Annotated in this window: 8 protein-coding genes; all 8 read right to left on the minus strand. The window is 51.1% G+C overall.

Going from position 1 to position 12,580, the window contains the following annotated elements:
- Positions 1-22: 22 nt before the first annotated feature.
- Genes C4J83_RS22210 through rfbC form a run of 8 tightly spaced genes read right to left on the minus strand, consistent with a single transcriptional unit; the run spans position 23 to position 12,518 of the window.
- The gene (locus tag C4J83_RS22210) at positions 23-973 is read right to left on the minus strand and encodes a WxcM-like domain-containing protein (protein WP_106576367.1); all 951 of its coding nucleotides are present in this window, start codon (positions 971-973) and stop codon (positions 23-25) included.
- Positions 960-1,910, minus strand: coding sequence for a glycosyltransferase family 2 protein (locus tag C4J83_RS22215; RefSeq protein ID WP_106576366.1), 951 nt, complete (start codon positions 1,908-1,910; stop codon positions 960-962). Before C4J83_RS22215 ends, C4J83_RS22210 begins: the two co-directional genes overlap by 14 nt.
- Positions 1,907-3,013 (minus strand): DegT/DnrJ/EryC1/StrS family aminotransferase, encoded by a 1,107-nt coding sequence (locus C4J83_RS22220; protein ID WP_124418211.1) that lies wholly within the window; start codon positions 3,011-3,013, stop codon positions 1,907-1,909. Before C4J83_RS22220 ends, C4J83_RS22215 begins: the two co-directional genes overlap by 4 nt.
- Before the next feature lie 20 nt (positions 3,014-3,033).
- Positions 3,034-4,956, minus strand: coding sequence for a hypothetical protein (locus C4J83_RS22225; RefSeq protein WP_124418212.1), 1,923 nt, complete (start codon positions 4,954-4,956; stop codon positions 3,034-3,036).
- Position 4,957: 1 nt separating this feature from the next.
- Positions 4,958-9,805 (minus strand): glycosyltransferase, encoded by a 4,848-nt coding sequence (locus tag C4J83_RS22230; RefSeq protein ID WP_124418213.1) that lies wholly within the window; start codon positions 9,803-9,805, stop codon positions 4,958-4,960.
- Entirely contained in the window at positions 9,798-11,156 is a 1,359-nt protein-coding gene (locus tag C4J83_RS22235; RefSeq protein WP_124418214.1) for an ABC transporter ATP-binding protein, read from the minus strand. The genes C4J83_RS22230 and C4J83_RS22235 overlap by 8 nt, the downstream gene beginning before the upstream one ends.
- Positions 11,146-11,973: an ABC transporter permease gene (locus tag C4J83_RS22240; RefSeq protein ID WP_106576361.1), complete on the minus strand. Its 828-nt coding sequence runs from the start codon at positions 11,971-11,973 to the stop codon at positions 11,146-11,148. Before C4J83_RS22240 ends, C4J83_RS22235 begins: the two co-directional genes overlap by 11 nt.
- Entirely contained in the window at positions 11,973-12,518 is a 546-nt protein-coding gene (gene rfbC / locus C4J83_RS22245) for a dTDP-4-dehydrorhamnose 3,5-epimerase (protein WP_106576360.1), read from the minus strand. The genes C4J83_RS22240 and rfbC overlap by 1 nt, the downstream gene beginning before the upstream one ends.
- Between the last annotated feature and the right edge of the window lie 62 nt (positions 12,519-12,580).

Genomic DNA, 12,580 nt, shown 5'->3' on the forward strand with positions numbered 1-12,580 from the left:
GCCCGTTGAGCTACAGGACTTATCACGAATTAGCAACCAAGGATTTAAACTCGTCGTAGTTACGAATATAATCGGCTGAATCATAGTAGTGCGAGGCAAATACCATCAACACCGCGTCGTGGGAGTAGCGATATTGAATACCCCACGTCATCGGAGGCAAGTAAATACCCTTGTTTGGTTTATTCAACACAAACTCCTCTCGGTTTTTTCCATCATCCGCGACCACATGAACCGAGCCTTTCACAGCAACCAAGAATTGGTGACAGATGCGATGAGCGTGTTCACCACGGGTTTCCGCAGTAGGCACATCGTAAACCAGAAAGTAACGCTCTGATTTAAACGGGACGGTGCGCTCAAATTCACCGGCAGATAAACTGCCGCGAATGTCTGCGACTTCAGTCATCGTATGCAACGTAACACCGCGAATGGACGTTTCGACTACGCTTGGCGAAGCCGCTGCCTTGTCGGCAGCGTCCTGCTTGGCGCTGACAGGCTTTGCGTCAACGTACCCAATAATCTTCGCAGGGTTCCCTACAACTATGGCATTCGGTGGAATAGAGCGTGTCACGACCGCACCGGCACCGACCATTGCATTAATGCCAACTGTCAGACCAGGCAGAATAGTGCAATTAGCACCAAGCGATGCACCCTTACGAATAATAGTGCGTGCAAACGCTTGCGGGTAAACCTTGCTACGTGGAAAAAGGTCATTGGTAAACGTCACATTGGGCCCAATGAATACGTCATCTTCGATAGTGATGCCATCCCATACTTGAACACCACATTTGAGCGTGACACGGTCACCAATAATTACATCATTTTCGATGAATACGTTGTCGCAAACGTTGCATTCTCCGCCCAGCTTGGCACCAGGCAAGACGTGCGCGAAAGCCCATATACGGGTGTCTTTGCCAATATTTTCGGATTCACACAGCGCATGACTGTGGACGAAATAGTTCTTAGCGCTGCTCATTGTGATCTCCAAAATCTTCTACTCGCATTGGTATAGCTAATGGCCGATTTTTCGTATTTTCGTAGGTTCGCCATGCGTATGAGCCCACTATCCCCAACCCCAAGAGATTCAAACATCCCAGGAAAGTCAGGGTGAGCATAATCATCGCGTAACCGGGCACTTCGATCATGCCATTCAGCTTTGCCAACAACGTAAAAACGCCAAATATAGCTGCCAGCACAGATCCGAACGCGCCTACTCTGGTCAGCAACCGGATGGGCAAGTCGGTGAACGAGAACACGCTATCCATCAAGTAATTGACTTTCTTACGCAAAGTCCACGCGGACTTTCCGTGGATCCTCTCCTGACGCGAATACGTAACAACTTCTCGTCGGTAGCCCAACCAAAAAATCTGTGCAATCAAAGAGCTGTGCCGCTCCTCCAGAGTCAGCAGTGTGTCTCTGAAAGCCTTATTACAGGCAAACATATCGACACCGCCTGGCGGTATCTCTGGGATGACATAACGGCGATACAGCCCCCAAAAAATCCTCGATGCGGTACGGCTCGCCCAAGGATCCTGACGCCCTTCTCGCACACCGACAACCACATCAATGTCCTGGCGCAGTAGCACACGGTTCATTTCGAGCACCAATTCGGGGGGCTCTTGCAAGTCCGCAGCCATCACCGCAAATCGATCACCACTCCCGTTTTCCAACCCTGTACGGATTGCCATGAACGATCCAAAGTTTCTGGACAGCAGTACGAGTTTCGACTGGAAAGGCTGCGAAGGCAGTTTATCTCGAAGTATTTCGTAGCAGCGATCCGGACTACCGTCAACAACGAACACAACTTCTAGGTCGTTCTGAAGTTGTGTATTCAACCCGATAATGGCTTGCAGCAGATCCGGAAGATTGCTTTCGTTGCGATAAACGGGGATGACCAACGTCAGCAAAATTATTGCTCCTTTGAAAAGTAAGCAGTGACTGCCTCAATGACGCGATCAACTTCTTTGTCTGTCAGGCCGGGGAAGCAAGGTAGCGAAATTACAGTCTCACAAGCGCGTTCCGTGACGTCCAGGGAACCCAGTTGATCGACTGCGTATGCAGGCTGTTTATGGTCTGCAATTGGATAATGGATATCTGTGCTGACCGATTTCTCTTTGAGCGATGCGGCAAACTCGGCTCTTGCTTTCACACGTACGACGTAAAGGTGAGCGACGTAATCTTCGTCAGTGGAATACGGCAATTGCATGTCGAGTGTGGCGAACGCCTCACTGTAACGCTCGGCAATGGAGCGACGAGCTTCGTTCCATGCGTCCAAGTGTGGAAGCTTGACACGTAGAATCGCGGCCTGCATTTCATCCAGTCGACTATTACGCCCACCCGGAATCGACACTTGGTACTTTTGTGTCCAACCATACTGCCGCAACTGACGGATACGCTTGGCGAGCTCGTCGTCATTGGTGACAACCGCACCACCATCTCCTAATGCGCCTAGGTTTTTGGTAGGGTAAAAGCTGAAACATGCAATGGTGCCGAAACTGCCCGCCTGCTTACCATTACGGCGAGCACCATGTGATTGGGCGCAATCTTCTAATACAGGTACACCGGCAGCGGAGGCAATACGAACAATCTCTTCGATGTTCGCAAGCTGACCATACAGGTGAGTCACAATGACAGCTGACGGCTTGCTCTCAATGACTGCCGCAAGCGCCTTGGGACAGATCGTGAGGGTGTCTGAATCGACATCAACGTAAAGTGGCTCTGCACCCACCGCGTGGATAGCTGTGCTGCCATAAAAACCGGCATTGGCTACAGCGACTACTTGGTCACCACTCTCAACACCTAGCCCCTTAAGCGCAAGCTCCAGCGCATCAGACCCGTTAGCAACGCTGACGCAGTGGTTGACACCTACATAGCTTGCGAACTCTTCTTCAAACAACTTTACTTCGTTTCCAAGCACGTACCAATGACTATCCAGTACACCACTAATGGCAGTGATAAAGTCTAGCCGAGCATTTACAACCGCAGCAGAAAAAAGTGGTATTTGACTAAAGGACATACTATATACCTTGCTTTAAATTATTTACTCTTAAAATACGAACGGCAACGGACTTCAAGATCTTTGATACTTATTTTTTGATTAGCCGTGACTGGGTCAAATCTGAGCTCAGATTCGAAGCCCTCAGCATTGCTAATAGTAAGGTTCAAGATCTGCGGCTCTTTGGAAGGAGATACAGAAATTGTAGTCGACCGATCTTCGCTGTAGCCAAGGTGCCCCGGTGTCATATAAAACAACTGCGCGATGCTCGCCTCTTCAACCGTCATGGCAGCCACCAAATCAATCGTTCCGCAATGCGCCAGGTCGGATGTAGGCGAAAGAGCCAGGATCAGCCCTGGATCGTTATCCGTCTTGAGATCCAATGTATTTGCCGAGCCTTGTTCACGCGTCGCATTATTGATCTTCACGACGTCTAAGTGTTCTGATAACCGATAAAGCGGAGCAGGATTATTAGTGCCGAGTGCGATAGGCAGAACCGGAAGAATTCTGGCAAAAGAAGCATTCGCCGCTCGTCCATTCTTGATACCTTCAGCTATGTCACCAAGGTCAATATTCGAGCACGTCACTGCACCCGGCTCTTGAATCCTTGCTACGACACATGCAACACCTTCAGAGCGATGTTTCATGGTTGTTTCAAAAAAAGTAGCGTTGCCCATAATAGTTGTAACCATTATAGCGACCGACCATAGCGCAACTGCCATCAGTGTTATAAGCATCGCCACAGATTTCGACGGCTTGCGGTTTTGTAGAGCTTTCAGGCACAACAATATCAGCCACGGCCAAAGCAGTGTCACCCAAAAAAAGTGAAACCTGTAGAAGCCGTAGATAAAAATATCACGTGCGCTAGTTACGTTATCGGGGCGTAGATTAGTACGTCCCGCAGAGATAAGCAGCAGGTATACGAAAATCACCCCAGAAAGGGCCAAAAATATAATGATGGCTTTTTTAGTAGAATCGCTTGCATTAGCGCTGAGCTTAAAAAGACCAACAACAACTAGTATAACTATCATCATCACAGCTAATGCTGTGATCACTAGAGAGAACGTCGGGTGAGACATCGGCAGCATCAACGATCGGCCAATTTTTCCCAACATGAAATACCAAAAATCGGATTCCCAAGGGTATGCCATCGGCGCATCCGCCCGGTGCGTACCATGCTGAACACCTACAATGACCCATAACTGGGCCATCGTTGAGGCCAGTGCGGGCAGTGAAATCGCTAGCCCGGTACTCACAAGATTTTTGCTGTACGGTGACTTGTACATCAGCCCAACAAAGACAAATATAAAACAAAGTGCCAACGCGGAAAACGCACCGCTTATATAAGTCAACCCCGACACCAAGGTGAGAAAGATTACAGCAGCGCAGGTAAGTCTTGAGTTAGGTTTGTCTCGCAATGTAAGTGAGAGTATTCCTAAAAGACAAAGCAGCGGCACGGCTTGGTGGTAAGCAAGATTCTGCCACCCCCAATAAGTATCGGGCTGTAACATCAACAATGTAAATGAGAACGCAACTGCCAGATAGCTTTTATTCGTGATGCAACTGCTCAAAAGCTTCCACTGCAATATCAGCAGTCCGCCGAGAAGCGCAACCATGCTGATAAATTGGTAAGCAACTGTATTACCATCTAGAAAAAGAAAAGCAAGCGAGTCTAGCAGTAAGCCAACAGTATATAAGGTGTCATTGTGCGGCGTCATCAAATAACGTAAATCAAGCCTGCCCATATCATTTGCATTGTATTGACGCCAATCATCATAAACAGGTATATCAACGCCGTACCTTAGCCACGACCATGCACTTATTACAAGACTGATCACCGGAAGCGCAATGAGCAGCAGGCGAAATAAGTCCTTCAGAGTAGGGGAGAAATGAGCCTTAGGGAGCGCTATTCCTTCGCCACGTGTTTCCTCTGAGCCGTTCTCAACCTCATTCGTCGAATTCATCTTATAACTTAACTCTAGGTGGCCAGGCCAAACCGAAATCTTCATGCTCTAAAGTTAGGTTCGGATTATAGGTATAGTCTTCTTCAATGTTTGGCCAGCGCGACTGCACATAAAGCACTTCGTTGGAAAAACGTTCTTTTTTCTCAGGCGTATCTTCCAATCCACGAGTTGCCGACTCGTGGTGATACAGTTCGGCAAAAGGTGTCCACACGTTGATGTAACCTGCCTCCTGTACTCTCATGCAGAAGTCGACATCGTTGAAGGCAATTTTAAGGTTCTCTTCATCCAAACCACCGACCTGCTCGAACGTTGACTTTTTGATGATCAAGCAAGCAGCTGTAACCGCTGAGAACTCTTGAATCAACGCTGCTCTGCCGAAGTAGCCATAGTCACCTTTTGGCAGATACTTGTGCGAATGGCCTGCTACTCCGCCTACTCCGAGCACCACACCACCGTGTTGCAAGCGGTCATCCGGATACCAAAGGCGCGCACCCACAGCACCTACATTTGGTTGCAGCGCAATAGACACCATCTCACTCAGCCATTCTGGTGTAATGACTTCGATGTCGTTGTTAATCAACCCGATCAGATCACCGCGAGCAATTCCAACAGCACCATTATTCAGCGCGGAGTAATTGAACGGCCCGTCGTCGCGCATCACTCGGATATTGTGTTGTTGATCAAGCCGCGCGAAATACTCAAGTGATTCGGGATCGTCCGACCCATTATCAATCAAAATAATTTCGTAATGCTTGTACGTGGTCAGTCGTTGAATGCTCTCGATGCATTGTTTCACCAAAGCGTAAGCGTTACGCGTAGGGATAATCAACGTGACCAACGGAGCTTTAGCTGGGAGCGTGTAGTGGACTCGGTACAAGCCCATAGGCAGCAGCTCTGTACGGCCTATGTCACCTTTGCGTAGCAAATGCTCGTCCAGCGCCTTAACACCAGCGAGAGCGGCATAGGGCTTTTCATCCCCTGCCATGGCTGTGCTGCCAGCGTGCATGCGCCAGTGGTAGAGAACCCGAGGAATGTGCACGATTTGTGCGCGCTCAAGTTTTTCGGCGCAGCGCAGTGCGAGATCGTAATCTTGCGAGCCTTCAAAGCCTACGCGGAAACCGCCGACTTCCTTGACCAGGTCGGAGCGATACACACCCAGGTGACAAACCATATTCTGCGAACGGAACAGAAACTCGTTCCAGTCCGATTTGAAATAAGGCGAGCTACGTTTCCCCGAGGAATCAATCTTGTCCTCGTCGGAATAGATCATACCGACGTCCGGGTTGTCATGGATTGCGCGAGCAACCCAATACAGTGCGTGTTCCGGAATGAGGTCGTCATTATCCATCAGCGCAATGTACTGACCCGAAGCCAGTTCCAACGCCGAATTACTGGCCTTGGAAATATGACCGTTTTCTTTGCGGAACATGACTTTGAAGCGCTTGTCCTGACTCGACAGCGTCTTGAGATACGCGATGACTTCTTTATCCGTGGAAGCATCGTCAGCGATGCACAACTCCCAATTCTTGTAGAGTTGGGATTTAACACTGTCAATGGCTTCACGCAGCAAATCGAGCGGTGGATTGTAGACAGGCATGATGATCGAAATCAGCGGCTTGGTTTTCCACGTGCGAATTTCTTCGCTCAGCTTCCAACGGCCGTTGTCATCCAAGGTGTCGTAATACTCGACCCACTTGGAATAATCAAAGCGATCAGATACTTCTCGAGCTTCCTGACCGATGGCGGAAAGACTGCTCGAGGTGGCCACGTACACAACGCGTGCTCTTAAACCGGCCAATCCTTGCTGCCGAGCAACCGTAATGGCTTTGCCCACGGTGCTGCTCAGGCCGCCGCCACGACGAATCACCGCCGGCAACAGACGCACACCCTTTTTTACTTGCCCGACACGTTTCACAAGCTTGCGAAATGGCGCAGTCACCTTCCAGCTGGAAGTGGATTGCATGGCAATTATGTGCAGGTTCAAATTGTGGATATGAGTGTCTTTTTGAACTTGCTGAACACGCATTTGCTCTTCGAGGTTGGCGATGTGAACATCTTTATCCCTCAACGACTCCTGCCAAGTGGCCAGCGTGTTGTGCAACGCTTCGTCTTTAAGCGTGATCTGCTGATTCAGTGTTTCAATTATCTTGAGACGCTCGGCTTCGGAATGTGCGTTTTCCAGTGCCACCGCGGCGATAAACTCACTGATCTGAATATCCTTTTCATCCAACTCGAGATTTTTCTGTTCGGTCAGAAGCTGAAGGGCAGACTGATGCTCTTCGGTCGCCAACTGCAACTGCTCAACCACCGCCTGAACTTCTTTATCTTTCTCGCGAACAGCTTGCGCGATCATCTCAGCATGCGTGGAGGTGATCGAGGCCTTCAACAGTTCCAGCACATCGCTGATTTCTCTGTTCGAATCAACGAGCTGCTCAAGCTTGACGCTCGAATCAAGTATCTGATCAAGTTTGCTGTTCGAATCGAGAATCTGATCCAGTTTGCTGTTCGAATCGAGGATCTGATCCAGCTTGCTGTTTGAATCAAGAATCTGGTCCAGCTTGCTGTTCGCGTCAAGAATCTGATCCAATTTAGCATTCGAATCGAGAAGTTGATCCAGCTTGCTATTTGAATCGAGAATCTGGTCCAGCTTGCTGTTTGAATCGAGAATCTGATCCAGCTTGTCTTGCAATTCGGAGTTGGGGCGTGTCAGCCCGGATTGATTCAGCACATTAATCTCTTGAGCGAGTTGCTCTTCCGTGAATAAAGTAAGGCTTACTTCCAGCTCAAGCAGGTCGGCGCCACTAAGCATGTCGTCTTTTATAGGAATCGTTACGCTTGGGTCGTCACTCAGCGCTAGATAAAGCGTGTTGCGACCGATCTGGGAAATCCGCATGGCGGAGGCGATGACCAGCGGGTCACTGATGTCATCCTGCCACTCCCAAATCGTTTCGGCGCTAGAGTACACCTTGATAGTGTCAATCGAGAAGCTCTGACGACGATTGATGGGGTCGAAACGCAACACCACACCCTCGGGCAGTCCATCGGGCAGGCGAAACTTGATGACTTGGTGCCCGTCATTGACCACCTGGAGCAACGTTGATTCTTCGGAAAAATTTCCCGCCGCATCACTCATATAGAGTTTGGCGTGCGTGGAAGGCAGGTGCACCGCGCCTATCTTGTGAATCATGGCTTCAGGAGACCAGTTGAGAAACTGGTCTGCATCGGCACCGGTTACCCGTTCTTGAAAGGCTGCTTCAGTCGCAATGTAGCGCGTCAGGTCATCTGCGCTGATATCCATGCCTGCGCTAGCCAACAGCTGAGTCACGAACTCTTGGCGGCTCACCGACGAGCTGCTTGGATAGAAGGGGTTCGCAGCCGCCATAAGCAGCAGCAGGGCTCGCATCATCAGATAACCGAGCTCCACACCCTCATTCATCTCCCACTCGACATCGATAAACTTGGGGATGTTGCTGGCGTCGACGACGATATTTTGCGGAACGGCGTCAATGTAACGACCGGGGAGCAGTGTTTTGGCTGAAAGAAGCTTGGTGCCAGCGCCCTCCCCGTCCAACAGGCTCTGCAAACACGCCAGGTATTTCTGCAAAAACGGGGTAAAGCCCTCAATACTCCAATCGCGGCGGGCCGCAACATCGAGGAACTCAAGGCTCAGTACGCTACCTTTCGCGTAGGCATCCACACGCGGAAGCACGTATTTGAAACCGTCGTCAGCAATGGCACTCGACTCATCGACAGCCACATTGCCCAGCTTTCTATACTGAACCTGAATCCCTTCCTCGGTGTTGACGAACAACGATTCCTTGCAGTACCGAGTCTTTCTGCCTGTGCTGTAGTGGTACGCCAGAACGTCACCGTCCAGCGGTTGATCATCGGCACAAGAAGCCACGATCAAAAACGAGTTGGCCAGCTCCATACCCAGGCGGTTGTTGATAACCACCGACCAGGCCTTCTCCAGATTGAAGGTTGTCTGCTCAGGAAGTTGCGGGTCTTTCTTGACGTTCTGCCACGCCAGCGCGGCGGCGTCGAAACCGTCGCACGCAAAACCGCTCTCGGTAATGATTGAATTGGGAAGCTTGTAATCCGGGCTCGGCGCCAGAAAGCTGGACGAGGTGAAACCTGCGCGCGCTATGAGGTCTTCGAGCTCTTTCTTACCGTAGGTCTTGGGCTGTCCATGCTCGTACCGACCTTCGATACCGTACATGGTGATGCCAACGTGATCTTCCGGCGCGCCGGCGAAGTACTTCAGACCCAGCTGGTTTTCGATGGCGATAAAAAGATGGCCATCGGGCTTCAACAATTGGCGAACGCGCATGAGCATCGCTAAGGCGGGGTCTGCTGCGTTACTGAACATACTGGCGTACTCCAGCACACCAATAAGCGTGACCACGTCGAACTGCTCTTCGATTTTGAAGTCGTCGAAGCGCTCGGCCAACACCGTCACGTTATCCAGGTCCCGTGTACGGCTCGCAGCCATGGCTGCTCGGCGAGGACTTCCTTCCAGACACAATAGATCGGCGCCACATTCGCCGAGGTAGCGGCTGATAGCGCCACAGCCGGCACCAATTTCCAGCACTCGGGATTTGAACAGATGCTCAAAGGGACGCAGGATGTTCGCGCGCGTCGCGCTCAAGTGGTAGAGCTTGGCCCAGTCGGTGCAGTATTGCGGCAGCTCGTCTGATAACACAGAAACGTCGCTGGCATTACTGATGATCCGGGCGAGTTCGTTTTCTGCATTATCTCCGTCGCTGTACGCGATGCCTTGGAAGTCGGCGCGCACCCAAACACCCGTATCGCTATCCTTGGAATAACCATATTGATCAAGTTTAAACATTAAGGTCTACCGGATCGATGCTCATAGTCGCGGCGAGGTCAATCAACCCCAATAGCTTGGGCGTGGGTTCGACAACAAAGTGAATGGAGTCATAACGCCTGTCATGGGGAATGATGTGCTCGCCCTCTCTGGACGCGATCCCTAGGGATATAAAATAATCGCCAGTGGCCAACTTGTTAGTGAATTTCACACTGGCAGTGGCAACAGTCCCGGATTCGCCCATCGAACGGGTCTCAACACAATCGAGCAAATAAGAATTTGTGCCGTATACCGTGACACCTTCCTTGGTTTTGATAGTGAACCCAAGAATGGGGTTTATGACCGAACGGTTAAATTTAAGCGACAAACCCAGTACGATTTCCTCACCTGGTTCCAGGCTGGTTGGGTACTCTCGACCGCTTGCGCTCAGATGAAAATCCATCAACGTTGCAGCACCGTCACCCCATCGATACTCGTGCGGGTTATAGCCCACGCGCGACGCGTAAACATCGCTTTCCAGCGACAGTTGCACGGTTTGTACGAGGGGCTCGGCCGCTTTATCCGCCTGCACCGGAATGTCTTGCGCTTCGGTGCTTGCGTCGGAATTGCGGCCAAACAGGATGTCGGTGTAACGATTTATAACCGGACGTGACTCTCCGATCATTTCTATTCGACTTTGTTCCAACAGGATCGCGCGCGAGCAATGGGTGACCACTTGCTCACTGGAATGGGTCACCAACAGAATGCTGGTGCCATTTTCCTTAAGCTGACGCAGGCGTTCGAAGCACTTGGCTTGAAAGCGTGCATCACCCACCGAGAGTGCTTCATCCACCACAAGGATTTCAGGATCGACCTGGGCCTGTACCGCAAATGCGAGCCTTACCGCCATGCCACTGGAGTAGGTCTTGACCGGGTGATCTAGGAACTCACCGATATCGGCGAAGCTTGCGATTGCATCAAAGCGATCATTCACTTCGTCGTGCGTCAGCCCGAGGACCGCCGCGTTCAGATAGACATTCTCCCGACCGGTAAACTCCGGGTTAAAACCCGAGCCCAACTCAAGCAGCGCAGCGATGCGGCCGCGCGTCTCGATCTCGCCGATGGTCGGTGTCAGCGTGCCGCAGATAATCTGCAGCAGCGTGGACTTACCCGATCCATTGCGACCAACAATACCGACGGTTTCACCTTTATTGACTTCAAAACTGATGTCACGCAGCGCCCAGAACTCCTTGCCATAGGTGGTGACCTTGTCACCCGCCCATCGCTGGAAACGCGGCACGATCGCCTGCTTTAAACGGTCTCTAGGCTTGTCGTAGGTGTAAAAACATTTGGAGACATTCCGAACGCTGATTACGGCTTGATCAGATGACATCAGCGAACCCTTTACGTGTTTTTTGGAAGAACCAATAGCCGACGGAGGCAATGATTGCTCCAACGATGACAGCAACGCCTAGACTCTCCCAATTGGGTAGATGGCCGAAAAGCAAGACGCTTCGACTCTCCTCAATAATGTAGGTCAGCGGGTTGAGCTTTAACCAAGGCTTATAAACATCAGGCAGCGCCGCTACCGGGTAAAGCACGGGCGAAAGAAAGAGCAGTACCGTGGTGAGCACCGTGATTACGTGCCCCACGTCCCGCAGGTAAACCCCCAGCGACGCCAAAAACCAACTGACCCCCAGCGTGGCCAGAATCAATGGCACGAGAATCAAGGGGAACAGCAGCGCCGTCCAATGCAGTTGTCCCAGGATAAGAAACTGGGCGCCCAACAATACAACCAGGCTGATGCAACTGTGGAACAGCGCAGAACCCAAGGTAATCACCGGCAGGATCTCGAGCGGGAACACCACCTTTTTTACATAGTTACTGTTGGCCATCACCAAGGTCGGCGCACGATTGGCGCACTCGGCAAATAACCCATGCACGATCATGCCGACAAACAGCAGGATCGCGAACCCACCCTTGCCTGTATCGACACCGATCCATCGGGATTTGAAAATTTCTGAAAACACGAAGGTGTATACCGCGAGCATCAGAATCGGGTTGAAGAACGACCATGTCAGGCCCATCACCGATCCGCGGTAACGCCCAATGACTTCACGTTTGGTCATTTGTGAAATCAATGAACGGTATTTCCAGAGATTGACCACAAGACTGATTGGACCTGCTGAAGGTCTGCTATGAGGATCCACTAGGCGAACTTCTCAGCGTTGATCAAACTTACGGCATTCGCATCTTTGGCAGAGAGCGTAGGCGGCTCGGTGATCGGCCATTCGATTGCGACGTCTGCGTCATCCCACGCAAGACTGCGCTCATGCTCAGGTGCCCAATAATCGGTGGTCTTGTAGAGGAACTCGGCACTTTCCGAGAGCACCACGAAACCGTGGGCAAAGCCTGGCGGAATCCAGAGCTGCGCTCGGTTGCTGGCACTGAGGTGTACCCCGACCCATTTGCCAAATGTCGACGAGCTTTCACGTAGGTCTACGGCAACGTCAAAGACCTCACCGTGTGTCACGCGCACCAGCTTGCCCTGGGCCTGTTTGATCTGATAATGCAGCCCGCGAAGCACGCCCTTGACTGATTTGGAGTGGTTGTCTTGCACGAAATGAACAGGCCTTCCAACGGCCTCCTCGAAAACTTTCTGATTGAAGCTTTCGTAGAAAAAACCGCGTTCATCCCCGAACACCTTCGGCTCAAACAGAATTACGTCCGGGATGGCAAGTGAGCTGGATCGCATTATTACAATATCTCCAAAGTGTTATCAGGGCCGGCTTCGCGGCGCTACAGATCAAATTATTC

This window comes from Pseudomonas sp. LBUM920, assembly GCF_003852315.1.
GTDB lineage: Bacteria > Pseudomonadota > Gammaproteobacteria > Pseudomonadales > Pseudomonadaceae > Aquipseudomonas.

Bases quoted from the DNA above. Each gene is read 5' to 3' on its own strand.
- C4J83_RS22210 (WP_106576367.1), bottom strand. From the start codon at position 973: ATGAGCAGCGCTAAGAACTATTTCGTCCACAGTCATGCGCTGTGTGAA.
- C4J83_RS22220 (WP_124418211.1), bottom strand. From the start codon at position 3,013: ATGTCCTTTAGTCAAATACCACTTTTTTCTGCTGCGGTTGTAAATGCT.
- C4J83_RS22225 (WP_124418212.1), bottom strand. From the start codon at position 4,956: ATGAATTCGACGAATGAGGTTGAGAACGGCTCAGAGGAAACACGTGGC.
- C4J83_RS22230 (WP_124418213.1), bottom strand. From the start codon at position 9,805: ATGTTTAAACTTGATCAATATGGTTATTCCAAGGATAGCGATACGGGT.
- C4J83_RS22235 (WP_124418214.1), bottom strand. From the start codon at position 11,156: ATGTCATCTGATCAAGCCGTAATCAGCGTTCGGAATGTCTCCAAATGT.
- rfbC (WP_106576360.1), bottom strand. From the start codon at position 12,518: ATGCGATCCAGCTCACTTGCCATCCCGGACGTAATTCTGTTTGAGCCG.